The sequence below is a fragment of the Comamonas sp. Z1 genome (assembly GCF_008121555.1).
In the GTDB taxonomy this organism is placed as follows: domain Bacteria; phylum Pseudomonadota; class Gammaproteobacteria; order Burkholderiales; family Burkholderiaceae_C; genus Comamonas; species Comamonas thiooxydans.
Window position 1 is genome coordinate 1 of record NZ_VOQT01000020.1, and the last position, 19,742, is coordinate 19,742.

The following is a 19,742-nucleotide window of genomic DNA, read 5'->3' on the forward strand; positions in this document are numbered from 1 at the left end:
GCACTACAACGAGCACCACCCCCATAGCGCCCTGCGGTATCACTCGCCACGCGAGTTCCGCCGAAAGGCCATGGCAACCCGTTAAATTACGTGAGGGTTCCTGTCCTCAAATACGGGGAGCACTCCAGCTGCTAGCTCGGCTTCTCCGAAGCTATCAACTAGCCTTGAGTTCATAGAGAAATACATAGATGTCAACAACAGCAGAGGCTCCCGTTGGTCTAACCTACACAGAGGTTCTACTAAAAATGCAAGCGACAGATTGGCTGCATCGGCCTCTTGCAAATTTCACGCTAGTAGAGCTTGCTGCGCTCGCGCAAAGCCTTCCAAATTTGCAGGGGTTCGACAGCGTCTCATTGTTGAGAGGTAACCTAGGTCGAAATGCCCTTGCCCCTGTAGCAATGGTTTTCGCGCTCTTGTGGAGACACCCGTCCCTAGCAAATTTTCGTCCTACATCGCCGGAATTACTTGAGGAGCGGTATATCGACGAAGGGCTTAAGGTGTTCCATTCATATGTGGATGCAGAAATCGTGTTTCGTCGTCAAGGAATTCCTAATCACTCTGGTTATGAAACGCTTATTGAGAATTTCAAAAATATTCTTAGAGGTGACGTGTGAGTTGTGACTACAGGAGCTATGCACGCTGAATTTGGAAACTACACTTTCAGACAGATCTAAATAATGAAAAAAGCACCATCAGATTTTCCGAGGCAGCATAGTTTCAGCGCACTTTCTGGCGCACAGCCAAAATTAAGTGTTCTCAAAATTGATGGTCGTTACTATCTTGACCAGCCTGATGAAGATGAGATTTATCAACGTTATGATGTCTGCGCTGATCTTGTAGATCAGCTTGTGGCCTATTGTGAGAAAAAAAAGGAACCATCGCATTCTTGGGAGGCGCTTCTTAAAGCAGTTGCACACTCGCTGTCCCAAAAGCCTTGGGGACTAACTGCGGACGAAAACTCGTGGATTATGAGTAAGTTAAAGGATCACTTCATCTGTGGATTAAATAAATAGAGTTAATATAAATCTAGATTTAGGTGGAGATCTTTTTTCCTTAAATGCGATAGCATAGAGAATTTTTCTCGTTTTAGTGTTTCCGTATCAGCTTCCAATTCATAGAGATGTTGCAGAGCCAGAACAACAGATGTTGAGCGGGAATAGCCGTCCTCGCAATGCACCAGAACGTTAAAAATTCCTGCAGGAAGTGTTCAATGAAATTACATATCTTTCCAGCGTCCTTTTGATTGCATGCTTTAATTTATTTTGGCTTTGGCTGGCGTTGTTGCGTAAAAACCGAGCCAGTTCTCTGTAGGCTCGGTAAATGATCCAGCCCACACTCAAGAAACTTATCGAATACCAACTGGAAGCAGTAAAAATCCTCCCAAGAGGCTCATGGCTCCCTGACGATCTGGTTGGACCAGAAGATGTCTTGGTTTACCCCTTCTACAAGCCACTGGACTTTTTTCCATTCAGCACTCGAGCTACCTGGCCTTGTTTGGCCGGAACCAGACTTAAGTATGCTGTACAGGCGCCAGTTGAGTCTGGATGTTCAAGTCCCGTATAGGCTCAGTCAAGCAGGGCTGCATTTGCTGGTGGATTCAATGGGCAAGGAGGTGAGAAATGGGCCAAGTGCTTAAGGAGCTCATAGTTGATTTCTGTTGTGAGTAGCCAGAGCTCTGTAGCTTAGCTGGTGAGATTCAATTATTGAGAGCCTGAATGTCGTTTATTACTAAAAGACTGCACTTTTCTGAAGAAGATTGGCCATGACGAAAATCGATATCAATAGGTCGGAGCCTCTTGGTTTGTATGGTTGCGGGCCGGTGCTTTACCTCGATTTCGACGGGGTTTTGCATCACCATAATGTTCTTTGGTCAGCATCAAAAGGACCCTACCTAGACGCATCTTCCGGAGACAGGTTATTCGAACATGCTCCTCTGCTTGTCGAGCTCTTGGAGCCTCATTCCGCAGTCCGCATCGTTCTGTCTACTTCCTGGGCCATGAAGTACGGCTGCCATGGCGCCGCGCGTCGTCTGCCTCTTGAGCTACGCACGAGGGTCATCGGGGCAACCTTTCACAGTCAGATGAATCGGGCCGAATTCGAATCAGCTTACCGAGGTATGCAGGTCTGGGCAGACGTGTTCCGTCGCCGTCCATCCGATTGGCTTGCGATTGACGATGACTATCTGCAGTGGCCCGCGTGGTGTCGTGACAAGCTTGTCAGATCACATCCTGAAAAAGGTCTGGCGGATCCGGCAGTTGTAGAGCAGGTTCGACTTGGTTTACAGCGGATCACTTGCGCCCAATGACGCTGTAATCTCCAGCCGCCTTCAGGTTCACGAGGTGCACTCGACGCAGCTTCTCAGGTGTGGCAACCTGTTCATGAGCCGCTTTACATGGTCACCACTAACCTTCGTGTTGCAACTGACAGCGACACTTTGAACCTGCTCGTGGTCAGTCCCAGCATTGGTGCTTGAAGGACCGCTATGCAGTGTTTTTCCCTGCTCGTAGCTGCATTGCGACCTACCAGTAATCGCTCCATAACAGCCATCCAAGCATCAATGCTGTCGATGGCTCAACGTCGGGTTTCATGTTACCAGCCAACAGACGCCGTCAGTGCTCCTGAAGGGTCTTGAAACTCCATGTTCGTGGCTCTCGAATAGGCGTGGCCGACCTGGAGTAGCCCTTGAGATTCAACAGCTTCGAGCTGCCTCAGTAGATTTCCTTCGTGTTTGCAGAGGCCTGAATCAAAGATCCCTGCGAATGAGTGCACCCTTGAATAGCACCGGGCCAGTCGGCCCTGTTGAACTGGGTACGCCGCCTTTAGGCTCCAGGCTGATGGCCAGGGCCGGGATTGCTTTCACATCGGTCTCTTGCGCAGAGAGTTGCTCAAGCTTTCCATCACCCATGACCCCCAGGGAACGTGGCGCGCCCTGCTGAGGCAAGGCCCACAATTGCAGAGACTTGTTGTCAGCCTCCTTGAAGCCGCTCACGCGCTGCAATACCAGTTGCTGGTGCCGGGGATCGAAGGTCACCAGCATGGACGCATCAGCCTTGCCATCGGCGAGCACCGCAACATATTGAATTTGGGGGGCCGCCTGCAATTCAGCCTGCGCCATCTGGAGTTGAGCCTGTAACGCAGACAATTTCTGCTGCGAGGTATCCCTGAGTCCTTGATGCGACCAAAGCCCCACCGAGATAGCAGCCACCGTGGCCAAGCCGCCTGCCAGTGCTAGTCCACGCCACCATGCGAGTGTCGGCCATGCCGACTTCGATGCGGCTTCACGCTGTCGGGCCAACTTGGCTTTAGCTGTTTCGGCCTGCAGCAGATTGGCGATGCGTGTCCAGACCACCGCATCGGGCTGCACCGGCGCCTGTACTTCGGAGAAGGCCGACCAGCGGCCTTGCCACAGCAAGGCTGCCGCACGCACCTGAGGATATTCGCGTGCCAGTTGCTCAAAGCGACGGCGCGCCCCTCCATGCAAAGTTCCCAGTGAATAGGAAGCAGCCAAGCGGTCAAGTAATTCAGGGTTTTGGCTCAGATTCATGATGTGGACTCCTGGCACTCAGACGTGGCGCGCCATGCATTTGCGCAACTGCTCCAGGCTGCGGCGCATCCAAGTCTTGACCGTGCCCAACGGCAGCTTCAGGCTGCTGGCCAGTTCGCTATGACTTAGATCGTTCAAATAGGCCAGACTCACCACCTGGCGCTGTGGCTGCTCCAGCTTTTCTAGACACTGGTGCAAGACCACGGCTTGTTCACTTGCTTCCACCAACTGCATTGGCCCTTGCGCGTCCTTGTCCTGGGGCAACTCCTCAAAGTCCTCAATCGATACATTGAGATGCAGGCGCTCGGCTCTGCGTCGACGCAAAAAGTCCAGGGCCCGGCTGCGCACCAGCATGCCCATCCAGGCCAGGGGCGGGCTGAGCGACTCCCGGTAGTTCTCCGCACTGCGCCAGATTCCCAGAAAGCTCTCTTGCAGCACATCCTCGGCCCACTCCTTGTTTCCGAGTATGCGCAAAGCCAGGCCATACAGCCGCGAGGCGGTCTGGTCGTACAGCAGCTTGAGAGCAACCTCATCCCGGGCTGCTACGCGGTCGATCAAGTCCATCAGTTGGTTGTCCGGTGTTTTGGCGCTCATGCAGCCATTTTGATCAGTAGGGCCTGCTTCATGCGGTGCTGTTGGATAACTGCCAAGGCATGTTGCAGTTCCTGGTAATCACCTATACGCAGCAACCCAGCCACTGGATTTGGACAACGCGCGAAATGGCTGAAAAAAATTTTCAAAAACTTGAATCCACCGCTCAAAAGGCTGCGTATTCCAAGCGTCGGACATCAAAACCGATAGACACATCCCCACAGTCAACCAGGAGTCATCATGAGCATCCATCTGTTTGAAGGCCATTCCTCGCCCATGGCCTCGCGTCGCGGATTTCTTGGCGCCACCGGCACTTTGTCAGCCGTGGCGGTCGCCATGCTGGCGGGCAACGAGGCCCTGGCCCAAGGCATGGGTAATGATCCAGCCAAAGATGTATCCATCCTCAATGTGGCCCTGGGACTGGAGCATGAGGCCATCAACGCCTACCAGTTGGGTGCCGGCAGCGGCCTGCTGCAAAAGCCCGTGCTGGATGTGGCCCTGCTGTTCCAAAGCCATCACAAGGCCCACCGTGACGCTCTGATTGCCACCATCCAGAAGATGGGCGGAAAGCCGGTGGCCGAGGCCTCGATGCAGACCTATGCCGACTCTCTCAAGGCCGCAACCCTCAAGAATCAGGCCGATGTGCTCAATCTGGCCGCAAGACTGGAGCTTGGCGCGACCAATGCCTACCTGGGCGTCATTCCAGTTTTCGAAAACCGTGACCTGGCCAAGGTCGCAGGACGCCTGGCCGCCGATGAAACCATGCACTACACGGCTCTGATCTCGGCTCTCGGCCGCCCCTTGCCAAGCAATGCCTTGTCGTTTGGCGGCTGACCTGGCGAAGCCCCGAGTCCCGGGCGGTCTCGCCCAGTGCATTTTTTCACTTTGTTTGAGGGAATCATCATGACGCACCGACACACACTTTCGCTGACCGCTCTGTGCCTATTCGCACTTGGCCTGAGCGCTTGCTCATCCATGGGCTCACACTCCATGTATTCACAAGCCGAACTTCCGGCTACCGTGCAAGTGCCCGCAGGACATAAAGTGGCCATGGAGACCGTGGGTGTTGGCCAGATCACCTATGAGTGTCGAGCCAAGAAGGACATGGCAGCCGAGCACGAATGGGTGTTTGTAGGCCCTGATGCCAAGCTGCAAACGCGAAGCGGTACGGTCATCGGCAAATACTGGGGGCCGCCAGCAACTTGGGAGAATAACGACGGCTCAAAGGTCACTGCCACGCAGCTTGCCGTGGCTCCTGCCGGAGCGGGCAATATCCCCCTGCAACTGGTCAAAGCCAATCCTGCCACCGGCATGGGAGCCATGCAGGGGGTGACCTATATCCAGCGTGTGGCAACCAAGGGGGGCGTCGCGCCGAGCATGGCCTGCGGAGCTGCGAATCTGGGCAGCAAGCAGATCGTGCAATATCAGGCCGACTATATTTTTTGGAAAGCGGTCTGACGGCAAGACCAGAAGCGCACCTCACCTGTCAACGATTGGGAGGTGCGCTTTTTTGTAATGACCGGGGATGTTACGTATATCAGCTCCGGGCCAGATTTCGCCAACACCAAACAGGACCTACCCACAGCCAGTGTCGGAGGTCAGCGCCGTTCAGTGAGCCTATTGAGCATGGCGGCTCGAATGTGAGGTTCATTGACCGCTAGAACGTGCATGGCATCAACTATTCACCTAGCCGCGTGATGCAGTTCACCCTGGTCTCTACCAAGCCGCCCCGGTCGTAACCAAGCATGCTACCGAGCCTCCTGCATGAGGGATAGCAGCTTTTCAGTGCGAAAAGACATCTTTGCGCATCCTGACATTCTTTTTCTGGCGAATGATGGGCGTGACATTTCGCTGCATGAGCTGCCCATGATCCAGCGGGGGTGCGTCGACGCGTGCGAGGTAACTCGCGTCTTAGACGAAAGTGCCAACTGGCTTGGTCCCCTCGGTCAAAGCGAACGTTCCGGCCTGTACCGGCTCGGATTGACCGGGTAGCCAGATCCACACTGGCTTCGTCATCTCGCTCATCGCTTTGATCTTTTGCGCACGGTTTTTGGCAGGTTGGCTTCCACCAGGGCGAACTCAGTTTCGTTGATGCCGACCATCCCCATCTGCTTGGTGAAGTCATCAATCAGCTCCAGTGCCCAAAGCGCCTTGAGGTAGAAGCCGAATTGCACACCAGGATGCCCGGCTTCCATCTTCACGACCGTGTTCAACGACATCTGAGTGGCGTCAGCAAGGTGTTGCTGTGTCATCTCCCGGATGCGACGGGCCATTCGTATCTTTTTGCCCATGAGCAGTGCGGCATCTTCTGCCTCAATGGGTAGCATCGCGGTGTCTGAAGACTTTTTCATAGGCTATGGGGATTAAATTTCTTTTAAATAGTATTTATGTTGATTAAATTATATTTAAAGAGAAATTTCTATCTGAGGGAAAGCGGCGAAAGAGTTGTCAGGTGGCGAGGTGCAGATGACTTTCTACAAGACCTGTCGTCTGGTGCAACCCCAGGCCGAAGATACTCTTGAGCATTGGGTTGAGTAGTCGGGCCGTGGTGTTGCAAATGCCCAAATCGGCTGGGCATCCATGAGTATTCAGTTCTCAATATGATCTGACCCAGGGCCCTCCCAAGGCGGCAGGATCTATCGATCCAAAAGGGCTAACGTCGAAGCAGGAAAGTGCCCTTGACGATAGGGCTGAGGGAATGCCCATGATGCAAGCTGCAAGGAGATGAAAAGTGCGTCAATCCCTGCGAGAGGTCATCGATCTTCTCTACAAACCGCCACCAGGCGTTCGTCAGGCAATAGCTGTTTCGAGAAGGGTGGCAGAACAACTTCCGCCGCTCAGCACTGTGGCGATGATTTCGATCACTGCTCCTGAGCGAGCTCCTGCAGAAGTACATGGATTTAGCCAGCTTTTGCGGCTGAGCTTTGCCGACGTCGATTTTTTGAATACGGAGATTTCTGCGCGAGCGAAGGCAAAAATAAAGGATGGTTTTTCGCCCCTGCAGGCGAAAAAAATTCATGCATTTGTGCGGGCTCTAGCGCCGGAGATCAGGAGCGTGGTCGTGCATTGTGAAGGCGGCTATTCGCGATCATGTGGCGTTGTCTTAGCTCTGCACAACATCTATGGCTTTGCTGTGAACCTCAACAGTCTCAGTCAAGCCAATCGGTCTGTAGTGGCAACCATGGATGTTAATAAGCGTTGAGTTGACACCGCTGCTACGTGAAATTGAAATCCTTCGCTTAGCATGTGTTGTGGAGGTACTCAGGAGCGCTTGTATTGCTTCAGCAGGGATTCGGGGATGAACGTCAGATTCCCTCTTGCGCGAGAACAGGCAACGTAAAGTTTGTTGCGCGTTTCCGGGTTGATGTCCCGGAAGCTGCCGGCTTTCCAAGCCTTCACATTGCCCGGGTTCAGCACTACACACACATCCTCATAGCAGTCCATGCCCTTGGACGCTCCCCAGTTTTGGGAGAAGCAATCGTATTTCTGATGTTCCTTGTAGAACAACTTGACCGTCCCAGAATCGCGGTAGAGGGCTTCCACCGTCGCCGGGTCGTCTTCGAAGCGAACGACACTCGTCCGTTCGTCATGTGCTTGTATGTTGATACCGATCTTCTCCGTGATGAAGTCACAGACGCTCTTGCTGCAACGCCGGCTGCGTATGAGACTGTCGGTATCGACCTTCAAGCAAGCTCGCTCGAACTTCTTCTTGTAGGCATCGTAGTCGGCATGAAGGTTGGCATTGACGTTGCCGTCGCGGCTCGTGTCGAAGGTGTGCTGGTGGAAGTCGCCAACGAAACTCGTTCTCACCTGAGCAGCGCTGATCTTCAATAGGAAGTTGAAGTCATGCCCGCCGAAGTCCTGTACCTCGTCGACGAAGAAGACGTCAAAGTACTTTTCTATGCGGGCCACCACCGCATCAACCAGGCCAGACTGTTCGATGAACTTAGCTAGCCGGTTCGCATAAAGCCAGCGGCCAGGTGACATGTAGCGTCGGTCATGAGTCAAAGGGTAGACCGGAAACCGTTCAGGAGCGTTGAACGTTATGCCGCGCGTGTCTTTCTTGGAGCGCAGGAACGGCCGGTAGCAGAAGCTGTGCAGGAACCTGAAGTAGGTGTAGATTGAGATGTTGGGCGGCATGTAGCCGAACCGTTCAATGACTTTGGCACGCAGGTTGTTGTAGTTGGCCTCGGTATACGTGACCAGCAAGAACCGTCGCACCTCATCCAACGCCACGACCAGACGGGTGGTCTTGCCTGATCCGGCGACCGCGAAGACTACGCTCTTATCCATGTCACTGCCTGCTGGATGTAGCCAGGGGCTATCAGCGCGGAGCCCTTCTTTTCCAGCAGCTGGAATGCAGCGTCGGTCTTGTTCTTCAACATATATTCTTCGACGCTCAGGGTCTTGCGGCCAGCCGCGAATAGCTCCTCGCAGGCGGCATGATTGTCTTTGTACATGCAGACCTCGAAGGTATGGCGGCTGTTATCGAGATCCGCAAAGACTTGGATGGAAGCTGACACGTGGTCCGAGTAGTTCGCGACGCAGTTGGCCGCATGGTCCTTGTCGTTGTCGCGGATCGCCGCCACCTTGATTCCAAGGAGGTTGGCAAGCTCAAGGTAGCGCTTGAAGCTTGTGCCATCAACCGAGATCACATGGACGCCATCAGCATCCAGACTGCCCTCCGGGGCACTGATTTTGTAGAGGGCCTCCATCAGGATGAACTCGGCGTCGCCCTCGACTAGGATCGCCTTTTTGCACAAGGCTAGCTCCAGGACGTTGTTGTCGGGCGCCTTCATAAAAAACTCGGCGGTTCCCGGGCTGAGATCCTTCAAGCTGGCTGGTCGCGACGGATGTTCTTCACTAAGAATCAGCACCTTCCTGAGATTCAGCCGCGTAGCGATGAAGCTGCTGTGCGTGGCCACAAAAAGCTGCTTCTTGGCGGAGGCACGGATACGCTCGATCAACTTGCGCATATGCACCTGGCTGAGATGGTTCTCCGGCTCCTCCAGCAATAGTACGTGTAGCGCATGCTCCCGATTACGCAGCGCGAACTCCGTCTTGATGAAGCACTGGCGGCCCTTGCCCTTGCTGTCCACCGGTATGTCGTCCTCGGTAATGATGATGTCGGTCTCGACGCTGGCCTTTGGACTGGTTCTAACATCGAACTTGTACGCATCCAGCTCGTCGTTCATCGACTTGAAAACGTCATCCTTGAACTTCGCTTTCGCCTTTCTGTACTCGAAGCCGTGCAGGTTGCGCTGAGCAACACTCGCATGCGCGGCATACATTGAACGCGTGTACTCGCGCGTGGCGTGCTCGTTGTTGATTAGTGAGCTGTCAATCAGCAGGTGCCGCAATGGCTTCTTGTAAGGAAAGACAACCTCGTCCGTAAAAGTCAGAAAACTTATTCCGTAGTACTCGAATGGAAAGTTATCGTGCTTTTCCGCAAGGATGGCTTGGATGTGCTTTGTGAAATCGTCGACTGGCTTGCACACCATCTTGATGCCTAGGTGGTCGACGCCCTTGCTATTGTTCCTTCCATCTAGGTCGTGACGACCAGGAAGATCATCGAAATAGAGCTCGATATGCAACTCGGGCAGATCGCCGATTTTCCTGGCACCCGCAAGAAACTCAGCGATACAGTCAGCGTTGAATAGCGCTTCAAGCCCCATGCTTTCGACCTTGCTGCGACTGGCACTCAGCACAATATCCATCGCCTGAAGCACCGAGCTCTTTCCTGCTTCGTTCCCGCCAACAAGGATGTTTAGCTCCGGATCGAATTCAAGTTCAAGCGCTTTGAAACGCTTGAAATTTTTGAGCACCAATCGCCGAATCGTTCCCATACGCTCCGTCCCTCATTCGATATTTATTCTGTGGCAGTGTCGACTTTCACTACGCCCAATTTAAAAAACAAGTTGCAGTCGCCGTTGCTAACAGCTTGCCATCAGTAGTCTTCAGCGTGCCGTCTAAGATCGCAATGTTGCGTGAGACGTGCACCACACGGGCTTCGCTAATCAGTTCTTGCTTCTGTGGAACGGGCCGCAGCATCTTCACATGTAGGTCGATGGTGCCATAAGCTGCCGTTCAAGGCTCGCTTTCATGTGGATTGCTGTCCGATGGCTAGGTCGCATGGTCAAGACTTGGGTGGGAGATTCGCGCCCCCTTGATTGAGAAGGTCGAGCAGGATGTATTCGCGAGGCTGCGACTTTCGTGCCAGGTCGACCAGAGCGTTTGCCGCTTCGCGTGCTAGGCGACGAGCCAAGACGCGTTGTGGGGTGGAGATGATGCGGCCTTCATGACGCCCATGAATGTACGTGCAGCGCATGTCGTACAGATCCAGGTATTCTTTTGCCGCGCCCGGTTTGCCTATGGCGGCGCTTAGCCTTGCCGCGACTCTGCGTGTTGCCGATTCTGCATGACGGTCGCCAGAGGAAGTCGCAGTTTTTTCTTGTGGTCAGCTTCTGTACCAAAGGCGGCTTCGACCACTATAAGGTGGGCCATCATTTCATCGATGCCATCGGCAAGGAACGCACGAACTAGGAAGTGCTCTACTGGGGTAGAGAACAAGTCCGAGTTCAGCGTGTTCGGCATCTGCAGCCTTGCCCAGCAGCTATCCAGATTCTGGCGGACATCCTCGGCGGTTGCGGAGGTTCGCAGCGACAACGGGTGCTCGGATTCCACCCATTCGTCATGGTCCACCTGCTGGCAGTATGGCTCCCACGACAGGCGCTCGGGCGCAGGTGGTGGAGCCGGAAAAGTACATAGGTCATCGTCTAGGGTGTAGATCCAAGGTATCTGGAAGCCTCGCCAGTCCACCTCAGGCATCTCTGACCAGGCCTCCCATGGCGCCAGAAGCAGGAGGAACAGCGTTCGCTCTACTACCGCGGGAAAACGCCCGCCATGGGGAACAATCTCACCTGGATCCTTGTTCATGTGAAAGTGCAGAAAGGAGAACTGGCGATTGCCCGATTCGTCTCGAACCGAAACGTCTTCCTCAATGACCAGCCAATGAAATTGGGACAGACGCAAGACATCCAGCCGGATGTCCGGAAAGCAGCGCTCCAAGCGAGGCGCATCAAATAAGCACTCTAGTTCAGCAGCGGTGAATCGACCCATCTTCGCATTGCCAAACTGGAGGGGCGGAAGGTCATCGGCCATATCTAGCGGGCAGAGGTATCGCCGCCTGATGGTGGTCCGCTGAAACTCGTGAACCAGTGCGGAGGCCACCTGGCTCAGCTCCAACCCGGGCTGCGTGGGTAGATGTGGGGTGCAGTATGGCAGGCTGAGCGACCTTAAGGCATTGCCGATGGAAACTTCCAGTCCGAAGGTGGATTTTCCGTTGTGGTAGTGCTTGATGAGCAGTTCCTTCACTGCGATGAACTCGCGGCTGCCCCAGAGGTTCTCTGGACCGGGGGGAGGGATGTCCCACAACGCTTGGAGGGCTGCGACAAGAGATAATTCTGCGGAAATAAGTGGCTCGGCACCTCCCAAAAATATCAGTTCAAATAGTTTCTGATAGAGGTTACCTTAAGGACACCGTGCAGTCAGTTGCCGCTTTTTTGGTTTTCGCGAGCAGCCAAGACTTCGAAGCCGGTAGCCTCAGACACTTATAAGAAGAACTTGCAGGAAGCAATGATGATTTGTATTGAGTGTGTTACGCCGGTACCCCCTCAAGAAGCTGTTCGATGCGCATGGGCAGGAAGGTGACTGCAAGTATTGCCGCCAACGTGGGAGGGCAATTGAGTCCCAGCGGCTATTTGAGTATGTCTATGAGCGAGTCAGGGAGAATATCGCTGGCAAGAATGATCTCTCTGACTATGAGCTCGGCATGTTGTACGGGGCCAGGGTCGAACTATTCCCTATCGCGGAAATCGGCATCGTCCTCTCGGAGTGGCTTGATCTTGGAGATGAGCCATATTTCGATGACTTGTCGGATGGAGTCCCCGGCGAATTCAGGGTGGATGATGCGGGCGATCCTACGCACTTCTATGGCGAAGACGACGCGATGGAGGTGAACCTCTACGAGGCTCGTTGGGAGCAGTTCATTGAGGGTGTGCAGTACACGCACCGCTTCTTCAACGGACAAGCCAAAGACTTCCTCGATTCGGTTTTCTCTTTCTTGGTCGCCGATGACGAAGGCCTCAAACCTGAAGCCATCCGGATCATTACCAATGGAAATTTGATGTACCGTGCGCGTCTTGCCAAAGGCTTCGGCGAAGCGGAGAAGATAGTCAAAGACCCCGCTGGCGAGTTCGGCCCCACGCCGAGGTTTCTGGCAAGCAGTCAAAGAATGACGCCGAATGGCATTTCTGCCCTCTATTGCGCGCTGGAACGAGAGACCTGCTTGAGCGAAATCCGCTCCATTACTGGCGACCATGTAGTGAGCGCGGCACTGACTCCGGTCGCTGAGCTGAAGTTGCTTGACCTCACAGCGCTGGACCAGGTTGCCCCCCTAGATCTGTCGCTGCTGGATGTGGGATGTCGTGAAGCGCTGCACCTCAAGGTATTTCTAGGCTCACTGGTCAAAAAGATGTCCAGGCCAAAAGCTCGAAATGATGAGCTGAGTTATCTGTCCAACCAGGTAGTGTTCGAGTACCTTCGGATGCGCTTCGGCCGGCAGGTCGACGGCCTGGTTTTTCCATCCGTGCAGACGGGCGAGGCGGGTACCAACGTCGTCTTGTTCCCCGAGGCCAGCCGACTCGCATACGTTATATCGGCGGAGCCCGATGAAGACAGACTTGACGATGGGCTCGTACCTGTTGAAGTGGCAGTCGACATGGACAACCCGTTCAGGCTCCCAACCAAGGTCATGGTTGTGCACGGCTCTATCCGGTATCACAAAGTCACGGCGATTGAGACCCGGGCCCGTGAGTATCAGCATATCCACGACATATTCATGAGCGACGAGACGCGTAGGCGTCTGAATTTGAACTAGGTAACTTGCAGCGGCACTGGCAACGTAGTGCGTATTTCGGTCGAATTGACCGCCTGTGTGTTGATTTCCACCCAGAAGTGACCCACTAGCCCCCGGTTGACCAGAACTTCTGGAAGCATTCGGAGGTACTCAGGAAGGACTGATGCCAGGGCAGGGCTTCCAAATGTGATGGGCGAAGCGTTCCCTTAGGGGTGGCTCTCGATTCGGCAATTTCCGATTCAGCTGTCTCCAGCTCGTCAAGGATGTTCTTTCCCCTTTCATAGAAAGACTGGCCGTCAGCTAAGTGAGGAGCAATGGAGTTGAAGACGGCTCCTGTGTATTCCTGTTGAACAGACCGTCTGTGTCGGTTGTAGCTGACTAGGCTGCTTATCGTTGCCGACTGGGTTTGGCCGATAGCAAGCTTTGAGGCCTATGCTCTCGCTATTGGAATCTCATCCAGTTTGGTTGTGTAGCGCGGCGTCCGGCGCTCTTGGCGCATGCGCCAGCCGCTTTCATCGTGCTCAGGCTCTCCAGTGCTGGCCACATACACGGTGCCCTTGCCAAAGCGCGCGTTCACTCGGTCTATCGCTTCCATCAACTTGCTTTGATCGCGGCGGGGTTCCTCAGACAGTTGGTCGCCTTGCTGCATATCCGCAGGGCCCAAGTCTTGCAGCATGACTCCAGCCTTTGAGAGCTGGTAGCCAGGCTCATAAATCAGGCCCAAGCCGCGGACGGCCGCGCTTACGAGCGCCTTTGTGTCGGAGGTGGGCGGCTGCATCTGGATCACTGCCGTTTCGTAGAATCTGCGACCCGGTCTGAATGGTGAAGTGTGCACAAAAACATGCAGCGCGCCGACTCGTAAGCCGCCAGCCCGAAGCTTCTCCGCGGCCCTGGTTTCAAATTCGCTCACCGCCTCGATAAGTGGGGGTAAGGTGGTGATGGGGTGACCGAAACTTCGTGTGCAAGCAATCTGTTTCTTGGGTGCTGAGGCCAGCTCCAGTGGCATGCAACTCACGCCCTGCAACTCGCGCACAGTTCGCTCGAGCACGACACTCCAGCCGTCGCGTGCAGCTTGGTTGGGCATCCTGACCAGATCCAGTGCTGTCAGCACGCCTTGTTCAGCCAATTGAGCAGAGATGCGCCGACCCACACCCCAGATCTCGCCTGGGGCAGTGCGGCCGAGGATATCAGTGCGCAGGTGGTCGGATAGCTCGGCCCAGTTGCAGACCCGCTGCAGCTCTGCAGGGTAGCTGCCCGGCTTGCGTTCCGAGTTCTTGGCGACATGGTTGCAGAGCTTGGCCAGGGTCTTGGTGAGGGCCAGGCCCACGCAGGTGGGAACCCCCGTCCATTTCAGGATGCGTGCTCGAATGACAAAGGCGCGACGCGTCAGATCCCGAATGCCGTCCAGGTCCCCGATGAATGATTTATCGATTAAGAGGTACCATGGCTAGTGTTGCATTTCACTTAGAGGGAAAGCTCTGTACGTAGAGGTATCCCCAACCGTTATCTCCAGTGCTCGTCCGTACTCAAGCAGTTCCTGAACATGTCATCGTTGACCCCGTGAGACACATGCCAAGACTATGGTCCACGGCGTGGTCCCTAGGCCTCACGAGTAGTTCTCAGGCGACCAGCACGCGAAAGCTGTACCTCCAGCATCTGGACAGCTTTTATCGGTACTGTGACGAACGCTTCGGTGCCGACGCCTTCGACGAGGGTATGAGCACTCGGGACGCTGAGGGCGTGATGCTCATGGTGGAGTCGTTCTATCTAACGACAACCTCCGACCCGGCCTACAACACGACTGATGTTCAGCGGTGGGGCGTAGTCAGAGCATTCGTGCAATCGCTGGCCAAACGCTTAGCGCCTAGTAACCCAGAGTGGGCCGCAGCTGCTTCTATGCTGGCAGCCATGGGCAGGATGCGCGCCCCCCGTCTCGGTGGCTTCCGCTTCATTCGTGCGCTGCCGAAAACAACGCTGCTGGACCTCCTTGAGGTAGCGCATCCCAGCTCGCCTCGAAATCCTTTCAAGGGGTATCAAACGCGCGTGCGGAACTGGCTCATCGTCAACCTAATGCTGCTGGCTGGGCTCCGTCGTGGCGAAGCACTGCTGTTGGCCTGTGACTCCTTGAAGGAAGACGTGGACCCGGAGTCAGGAGAGGTGGTTCGTTGGCTTGACATCACCACGGTGTTCGAGAACGATCCGAGGTCGACCACGCCACGCATCAAAACTCTGGAATCCCACAGGCAAATTCCGGTGTCAGAGGACTTAGCTCTGCTCTACCAGCACTTCGCCGCCGAGCATCGACCTACCGATGCCGGACATGGTTTCCTACTGACCACCAAGGCGGGGGCCCCGCTCTCTGCCGAGGCACTAAGTAAGGTCTTCAGGAAACTGACGGATGCCCTGGCACCCGAGGCAATCCAAAGCCTCTTCGATAGATCTGGCGGCAAGACGAACATTTCGCCTCACGACCTGCGACACACCTGCGCCACGGCCAGATACACGATGTTTATGGAGCTGAACCCCGACCGCGAGTTGGCAATCCAACGGATGCGGGCGTTCTTCGGATGGTCAGCGAGGTCAGCCATGCCTGAGCACTACGCACGTGCGGCGATTCAGGACGACTTGATGCAAGCATGGAACACACTGTTTGCTGAAAAGACTAGTCTTATGCGGGGGATTTCTGCGTGAACCACGCCATTGAAATCGCCCTCCCGCAACCTCAGTCCGAGCATGGTGGGAAATCTCCCTTGGACTGGAAGTGGCCCGCTGCCCCCGCGTTGATGACCCTTTTCGACAAGTATTCCGGACGGGAGTCGGTGGTGAGGTTGGCGGACCGTCACTGGGAGGTCTTTGCAGCTGGCAGCACGGTACGGCTGGAGTTCGCCGAGGGTCAAGTTGGCGAATTACAGCGAGCGCTTGTTCTGCTGACACGACGGGCGTCCTCCCCAGCACCATTCCGGACCTTCGCCAACGTCCTCATAGCCAAATGGCCAGCCATCTTGGAACTGCTCGCTACCCCTGCGGAAAAGCTGCGAGAGACCTGGACCACTGTGCTGAGCCACCCGCTGGAGACGAACGTCGCGAAGGCCGTGTTGAAGCTAGCTTGCAAGGCTGGCGCCGGCCACTGGCGAGCAGTTCACATGCCTCTCGTGAAGAGCTTGGACACCTTCGTGAAGGAAGGCCTCCGGCAGAACAAGCGAAGCATAGGCAAGAGAGAGCGTGTGGCTTCCGTTGACGCCCAGGCAGCTATTGTTCGAGTTCTGGATGCGGCGGCGAGCGAGGACGACTTGACCGACAGACAGGTGGAGGGCGCTGTCGCACTGCTTATCACCTACCAACACGGTATGCGACCAGTTCAGGCGCTGTGCCTCGACGTGACGCATGTCCGCTTCTTCCGTGATGCAAGCGACGACCTTGCTTGCGTGCTCTCGTTCCATGCTGCAAAGCAAACACCAGGCAACGAATTCGAGTTGCTACGCCAAGTCAAACCGGAGTGGGTTCCGCTCGTCGCGAGGCTGCACGCGACGGCGCTCGCTCACGGGCGGCTGCGGCTATTCAACGCAACCGGACCAATTACCTTCTGGGACAGGGCAGTGGTTCTCTGTAAGCGGTTCTCCGTGCAACTGGACAGCACGGCGCGCTCGCTCCGTCACACCGGGGCGCAAACGCTCGCCGATGCGGGGCATGATAGGGCTAGCATCCAAGCGTTCCTCGGCCACAAGAGCGCAGAGGCCGCGTCGCACTACATCCGGGCAAGCTTCAAGCAAGCCGAGCTCATCAACACGGCGCTCGGTGCGTCGAAACTCTACAACAGCCTCTTGGACATATCGACCGGCAGTTTCGTCTCAGCCGACGAGATACAGCTGGCTCCTGAGGACCAGCAGATTGGCGCTGTGGTGGGGTATCGGCTGGTTGCTGGCGTGGGACTGTGCAAAGCGGGTCAGAGCAGCTGCGCCTACAACCCGGTGACGTCTTGCTATGGCTGTCCGAAGTTCATGCCATCCCTAGACCGGGAATCCCACGTCGAAGCTATCGAAGGGATGCGCGACCAAGTCCGCCTGTACCTAAAGCAGGGAATCTCCGATGAGACGCCGGCCTACCGGCAACTCACGCGCGCGCTGGCGGGGGCGCAGCAGGCGTTAACCCTGATTGATGACCGACCCAAGAACCACGGATGACCATCCACATCCTCTCGCCTCAACTGACGCCACCGCCGCAGGCCTATCTGAGCTTCATCGACCGGATGCGTCGTGTCGCTTCATCGCACGGACTTGACTGGCACATCGAACTCGACAGCAACGGCGCCGCCACGTCTAACACGGACTGGGACTTACGCAAGTTGAACAAAAGCCATGACCTCCACGTCCCTGGAAGTTGTGGCTTTGCGGTGTCGCGCGACCTGACCGCGATGGCGGCCTCAACTGGATGGCACCCCAGCCAATTGCCGGAAGGCGCGGTGCTCGGTGAAGACGTGCAGGACTTCATCAAAGCCCTAATCGTCGAGCACTGCAGCAGCGGCCGCTCGACCGGCGACACACAACAAATAGCCAGAGCTGCTCGTCGCCTCTTCTCTCTGGTTCGATGCCCGCCGTGGGAGCTTTCACGTGAAAACTTTGACGCCGTCTTGGGCCTTAAGGCCTGGTCCGACAAGCCGGCGCGCGACTTCTCAACGGTCGCGAGGTACATCGACGAGAACCTCATCTCCGTTCATTGCCCAGTCCGCCCGGAACTAAAAAGGAAGGAGTCGTCAGCGTTGCTCGGCTCGCTGCAGGAACGCCAGCACGCCGAGAAGCTACCGGACCTTTCCGCGCTACTTGAACTGACGCGAATCGTCTTCCAGGAGACGCCCCAGACCTACATGGACGCAGTTCGCTTCGGTGTCGTGAAACTGGCTCTGTTCACGGGACTGCGAATCGAGGAGGTGCTGACGATACCCGCCGACTGCTTGGTTTGGGATGAACACCTCGACATAGTCACCGGCCGCCCGGCCGGAACGGTGGGCGGCGTCTCACGCTCCTTGCGACTGCACTATTACGCCGAGAAGCACATCGACGGCGCCCCAAATCTGCTTGTTGAGGCACACCAGCATGTGCCCGCGATGTTCGAAGATGTTGTGGTCTCAACGGTCACTGAGATGGTAGAGATTGTCGGCCCCGTCCGAGAGCTGCTGCGCCTGCAACAGCAGAACCCCAGCCGATTTCCTGACTCGGATTGCCGGATTTTTCGTACCTCCTCCGGGAGGCCAGTTTGGACTAGCGACCGCCTATTTCTGAGCCTGGGGCGGAGCACGGCAGGACGAACTTACCCGCTCCAGCTTCCCCTTCAAGAGGACACAGAAATCAAGCCGATGCTGTACCCGGGAATGCTCATCGCGCTAGGACGTCATGCAGGCCGGTCGATGTTCAGTGTGTACGGACGGTCGCCTGAGTCGAAGTTGATGTCAATCAAGCCGCACAGTCTTCGGCATCTCATGAACACAGAGATGTTCCGTAAGAATGTGCCTGACACCATCATTACGCACCAGTTCGGTCGACGGACCGTCGCTCAGAGCTACGAGTATGACCATCGCAACCTCGCAGAGAAGTTGAGCTTCGTCAAACTGCCGCCTGCAGCGTCCAAGGTCCTTCCCGCAGGAAGCGCCAAGGAATTGGTGGGCAAGATGGTCGTCAGTGGTATGGCGCTGCAAAGCCATTTGGGGCAATCGTTTAAGCGCATCCAGCACGAGAGCGGTGATGAAGCAGCCTTCATCTACTTGGCGGCCAACGCAGATGGCTTCCACGTCACGCCGTACGGTTTCTGCACCAACAGCTTCTCTGTCAATCCCTGCACTCGACACCTCAAGTGCTTCGACCAGTGCAAGCACTTTACGGCCAGCGGGGTCGCTGAGCACCGGGTGACTCTTGAAGACCTTCGCTCGAAGCTCGTGGCGATGCGGGACGCGGCTCGTTGCAAGCCGGCCACCACCGTGGGGCGCAAGAACCAGATTGCCCATGCCGAGCGGCTGATTGCTGGTGTGTCGGCTGCGCTTCACGCCCAACCGAACCAATCCGTCTTCGCAGACGGCATCGACCATTCCACCCTGAAAGAGGACATCTTCAAATGAGGCTGCTCTTAGACCCCAAGAACGAGGAGCTGGCCGACATCCTCAACACGCTACTCACCGACAACATCGACATCACAGCGCGGGAGGTGGCACGGCGCCACAGCACGTTGAAGAACCCTTCAGCGTTCACGCGCAATGAGGCTAGAAGCGCGCTCATCGCTGCGGCCCAGGCACAGCAGCAAGGAGTACGCAAAATCGTCGCCGGAGGTGGAGGCGCCGGCAGTCTGCAAGACCAGGCCGCAGGCTACCGGCAGGACATCAAGCGGCTGGAAGCCCAGCTCACGCATATGGTGGCAGCCCACGCCGGCCTCATCCGCGCGGTTCAAATGGCCGGAGGCGGGCCTGCACTTGAGCGGTTCTGGCGAGACTACAAGGCGGTGGGCGACGCGGTACACAGCCTTTCAGCAGCCAACGCCGAGCGTCCAGTAACGCATCTGCCCTTGCGCGTCGTCAAGATGTCAGACGGAACGGCAGATTGAAAGGTCGGAGCCGACCTGCCTGGGTTGAGTTTTTGCAGCAAATCCACAATGCGTTCGCATAACAAAACCTCCACTGATTCGCGTCGCCAATCCACCACCTAATCG

At 55.9% G+C, this 19,742-nt stretch carries 19 protein-coding genes and 1 pseudogene; 12 read left to right on the top strand and 8 right to left on the bottom strand.

Features of this window, described 5'->3' with window-relative positions; translation table 11 throughout:
• Positions 1-188 precede the first annotated feature (188 nt).
• The 4 genes from FSY45_RS23300 to FSY45_RS23315 all read left to right on the top strand — a co-directional run bounded on the left by FSY45_RS23300 (position 189) and on the right by FSY45_RS23315 (position 2,305).
• Entirely contained in the window at positions 189-614 is a 426-nt protein-coding gene (locus FSY45_RS23300; protein WP_131324699.1) for a hypothetical protein, read from the top strand.
• Positions 615-677: 63 nt separating this feature from the next.
• Complete coding sequence (locus FSY45_RS23305; RefSeq protein ID WP_131324701.1) at positions 678-1,013, top strand: hypothetical protein; 336 nt, start codon at positions 678-680, stop codon at positions 1,011-1,013.
• A 410-nt stretch (positions 1,014-1,423) separates the two neighbouring features.
• Entirely contained in the window at positions 1,424-1,636 is a 213-nt protein-coding gene (locus tag FSY45_RS23310; RefSeq protein WP_131324703.1) for a transposase, read from the top strand.
• 126 nt (positions 1,637-1,762) lie between these two features.
• Positions 1,763-2,305 (top strand): HAD domain-containing protein, encoded by a 543-nt coding sequence (locus tag FSY45_RS23315; protein ID WP_148748441.1) that lies wholly within the window; start codon positions 1,763-1,765, stop codon positions 2,303-2,305.
• A 438-nt stretch (positions 2,306-2,743) separates the two neighbouring features.
• Here FSY45_RS23315 and FSY45_RS23320 read toward each other — a convergent pair whose 3' ends face one another.
• Both FSY45_RS23320 and FSY45_RS23325 read right to left on the bottom strand, forming a co-directional pair.
• Positions 2,744-3,544 carry an anti-sigma factor domain-containing protein gene (locus FSY45_RS23320; protein ID WP_034359877.1) on the bottom strand — a complete coding sequence of 267 codons (801 nt, stop codon included), beginning with the start codon at positions 3,542-3,544 and terminating at the stop codon, positions 2,744-2,746.
• 18 nt (positions 3,545-3,562) lie between these two features.
• A complete protein-coding gene (locus FSY45_RS23325) occupies positions 3,563-4,138 on the bottom strand; it encodes a sigma-70 family RNA polymerase sigma factor (RefSeq protein ID WP_034359879.1) in 576 nt (191 codons plus the stop codon).
• A gap of 237 nt (positions 4,139-4,375) precedes the next feature.
• Between FSY45_RS23325 and FSY45_RS23330 the strand changes: the two genes are divergently transcribed.
• Together FSY45_RS23330 and FSY45_RS23335 are read left to right on the top strand one after the other, a co-directional pair.
• Entirely contained in the window at positions 4,376-4,969 is a 594-nt protein-coding gene (locus FSY45_RS23330) for a ferritin-like domain-containing protein (protein ID WP_034359881.1), read from the top strand.
• Positions 4,970-5,038: 69 nt separating this feature from the next.
• Positions 5,039-5,593: a DUF3455 domain-containing protein gene (locus FSY45_RS23335; RefSeq protein WP_052087162.1), complete on the top strand. Its 555-nt coding sequence runs from the start codon at positions 5,039-5,041 to the stop codon at positions 5,591-5,593.
• A 563-nt stretch (positions 5,594-6,156) separates the two neighbouring features.
• Here FSY45_RS23335 and FSY45_RS23340 read toward each other — a convergent pair.
• The gene (locus FSY45_RS23340; protein WP_131324734.1) at positions 6,157-6,486 is read right to left on the bottom strand and encodes a helix-turn-helix domain-containing protein; all 330 of its coding nucleotides are present in this window, start codon (positions 6,484-6,486) and stop codon (positions 6,157-6,159) included.
• 380 nt (positions 6,487-6,866) lie between these two features.
• On the opposite strand from FSY45_RS23340, the gene FSY45_RS23345 reads away from it, so the two are divergent.
• Complete coding sequence (locus FSY45_RS23345) at positions 6,867-7,337, top strand: hypothetical protein (RefSeq protein ID WP_080746213.1); 471 nt, start codon at positions 6,867-6,869, stop codon at positions 7,335-7,337.
• Between the two features lie 59 nt (positions 7,338-7,396).
• Here FSY45_RS23345 and FSY45_RS23350 read toward each other — a convergent pair whose 3' ends face one another.
• The 4 genes and pseudogenes from FSY45_RS23350 to FSY45_RS23365 form a co-directional block, all read right to left on the bottom strand.
• A complete protein-coding gene (locus tag FSY45_RS23350; RefSeq protein ID WP_034359183.1) occupies positions 7,397-8,428 on the bottom strand; it encodes a hypothetical protein in 1,032 nt (343 codons plus the stop codon).
• On the bottom strand, positions 8,413-9,981 hold the full coding sequence (locus FSY45_RS23355) for an ATP-dependent endonuclease (RefSeq protein ID WP_034359181.1): 1,569 nt from the start codon (positions 9,979-9,981) through the stop codon (positions 8,413-8,415). The genes FSY45_RS23350 and FSY45_RS23355 overlap by 16 nt, the downstream gene beginning before the upstream one ends.
• 49 nt (positions 9,982-10,030) lie before the next feature.
• Positions 10,031-10,213 (bottom strand): annotated as a pseudogene (locus FSY45_RS23360) (PaaI family thioesterase); the annotation flags it as partial.
• Positions 10,214-10,516: 303 nt separating this feature from the next.
• Entirely contained in the window at positions 10,517-11,509 is a 993-nt protein-coding gene (locus FSY45_RS23365; protein ID WP_131324732.1) for a hypothetical protein, read from the bottom strand.
• A gap of 280 nt (positions 11,510-11,789) precedes the next feature.
• Here FSY45_RS23365 and FSY45_RS23370 point away from each other — a divergent pair, with 280 nt between their 5' ends.
• On the top strand, positions 11,790-13,073 hold the full coding sequence (locus FSY45_RS23370) for an RES family NAD+ phosphorylase (RefSeq protein ID WP_242607121.1): 1,284 nt from the start codon (positions 11,790-11,792) through the stop codon (positions 13,071-13,073).
• Positions 13,074-13,482: 409 nt separating this feature from the next.
• Here FSY45_RS23370 and FSY45_RS23375 read toward each other — a convergent pair whose 3' ends face one another.
• The gene (locus FSY45_RS23375) at positions 13,483-14,379 is read right to left on the bottom strand and encodes a DUF4113 domain-containing protein (RefSeq protein WP_255443416.1); all 897 of its coding nucleotides are present in this window, start codon (positions 14,377-14,379) and stop codon (positions 13,483-13,485) included.
• Between the two features lie 422 nt (positions 14,380-14,801).
• Here FSY45_RS23375 and FSY45_RS23380 point away from each other — a divergent pair, with 422 nt between their 5' ends.
• Genes FSY45_RS23380 through FSY45_RS23395 form a run of 4 tightly spaced genes read left to right on the top strand, consistent with a single transcriptional unit; the run spans position 14,802 to position 19,637 of the window.
• Positions 14,802-15,743: a tyrosine-type recombinase/integrase gene (locus FSY45_RS23380; RefSeq protein WP_222864881.1), complete on the top strand. Its 942-nt coding sequence runs from the start codon at positions 14,802-14,804 to the stop codon at positions 15,741-15,743.
• A complete protein-coding gene (locus FSY45_RS23385; RefSeq protein ID WP_104670284.1) occupies positions 15,740-17,233 on the top strand; it encodes a site-specific integrase in 1,494 nt (497 codons plus the stop codon). Before FSY45_RS23380 ends, FSY45_RS23385 begins: the two co-directional genes overlap by 4 nt.
• Positions 17,230-19,158 (top strand): hypothetical protein, encoded by a 1,929-nt coding sequence (locus FSY45_RS23390; RefSeq protein ID WP_094478837.1) that lies wholly within the window; start codon positions 17,230-17,232, stop codon positions 19,156-19,158. Before FSY45_RS23385 ends, FSY45_RS23390 begins: the two co-directional genes overlap by 4 nt.
• Positions 19,155-19,637 (top strand): hypothetical protein, encoded by a 483-nt coding sequence (locus FSY45_RS23395; protein ID WP_094478839.1) that lies wholly within the window; start codon positions 19,155-19,157, stop codon positions 19,635-19,637. Before FSY45_RS23390 ends, FSY45_RS23395 begins: the two co-directional genes overlap by 4 nt.
• Positions 19,638-19,742 lie beyond the last annotated feature (105 nt).

Coding starts and splice junctions, on each gene's coding strand:
- FSY45_RS23320 (WP_034359877.1), bottom strand. CDS start 3,544: ATGAATCTGAGCCAAAACCCTGAATTACTTGACCGCTTGGCTGCTTCC.
- FSY45_RS23380 (WP_222864881.1), top strand. CDS start 14,802: ATGGTGGAGTCGTTCTATCTAACGACAACCTCCGACCCGGCCTACAAC.
- FSY45_RS23335 (WP_052087162.1), top strand. CDS start 5,039: ATGACGCACCGACACACACTTTCGCTGACCGCTCTGTGCCTATTCGCA.
- FSY45_RS23350 (WP_034359183.1), bottom strand. CDS start 8,428: ATGGATAAGAGCGTAGTCTTCGCGGTCGCCGGATCAGGCAAGACCACC.
- FSY45_RS23305 (WP_131324701.1), top strand. CDS start 678: ATGAAAAAAGCACCATCAGATTTTCCGAGGCAGCATAGTTTCAGCGCA.
- FSY45_RS23330 (WP_034359881.1), top strand. CDS start 4,376: ATGAGCATCCATCTGTTTGAAGGCCATTCCTCGCCCATGGCCTCGCGT.
- FSY45_RS23395 (WP_094478839.1), top strand. CDS start 19,155: ATGAGGCTGCTCTTAGACCCCAAGAACGAGGAGCTGGCCGACATCCTC.
- FSY45_RS23310 (WP_131324703.1), top strand. CDS start 1,424: ATGTCTTGGTTTACCCCTTCTACAAGCCACTGGACTTTTTTCCATTCA.
- FSY45_RS23315 (WP_148748441.1), top strand. CDS start 1,763: ATGACGAAAATCGATATCAATAGGTCGGAGCCTCTTGGTTTGTATGGT.
- FSY45_RS23325 (WP_034359879.1), bottom strand. CDS start 4,138: ATGAGCGCCAAAACACCGGACAACCAACTGATGGACTTGATCGACCGC.
- FSY45_RS23340 (WP_131324734.1), bottom strand. CDS start 6,486: ATGAAAAAGTCTTCAGACACCGCGATGCTACCCATTGAGGCAGAAGAT.
- FSY45_RS23390 (WP_094478837.1), top strand. CDS start 17,230: ATGACCATCCACATCCTCTCGCCTCAACTGACGCCACCGCCGCAGGCC.
- FSY45_RS23355 (WP_034359181.1), bottom strand. CDS start 9,981: ATGGGAACGATTCGGCGATTGGTGCTCAAAAATTTCAAGCGTTTCAAA.
- FSY45_RS23300 (WP_131324699.1), top strand. CDS start 189: ATGTCAACAACAGCAGAGGCTCCCGTTGGTCTAACCTACACAGAGGTT.